The organism is Enterococcus silesiacus (genome assembly GCF_001886225.1).
GTDB classification, from domain to species: Bacteria; Bacillota; Bacilli; order Lactobacillales; family Enterococcaceae; genus Enterococcus_L; species Enterococcus_L silesiacus.
Genome location: NZ_JXLC01000070.1, coordinates 1 through 388, shown reverse-complemented (window position 1 = coordinate 388; position 388 = coordinate 1). Strand labels below are relative to the sequence as shown.

The window sequence follows — 388 nt, the reverse complement described above, 5'->3', positions numbered from 1 at the left end:
TTAATAATTATTCCGGAGGATTACCCAAGTCCGGCTGAAGGGAACGGTCTTGAAAACCGTCAGGCGGGTAAAACCGTGCAAGGGTTCGAATCCCTTATCCTCCTTTGTTGACAACCACAGTGCTTTAGCACTGATGCTTATCAATACTTGGCGAACGTAGTGAGAAAAGTAACCTTACTAGGAATCACCAAAAGTTATCACCTTTCTTATAGTCAGTAAAGACTATATATTATCGCGGGGTGGAGCAGTCAGGTAGCTCGTCGGGCTCATAACCCGAAGGTCGTAGGTTCAAATCCTGCCCCCGCAATTGCTTTTATAGTTCCATTTAAAAGCGTAGTGATGCAATACATTTACCTTGGTTTGGTAGTTCAGCTGGTTAGAATGCCTG

At 44.3% G+C, this 388-nt stretch carries 2 tRNA genes; both read left to right on the top strand.

The features are described from left to right. Positions 1–14 precede the first annotated feature (14 nt). Positions 15–104 (top strand) — tRNA-Ser (locus RV15_RS18455). Positions 105–233: 129 nt separating this feature from the next. After that, positions 234–307 (top strand) — tRNA-Met (locus RV15_RS18450). Positions 308–388 lie beyond the last annotated feature (81 nt).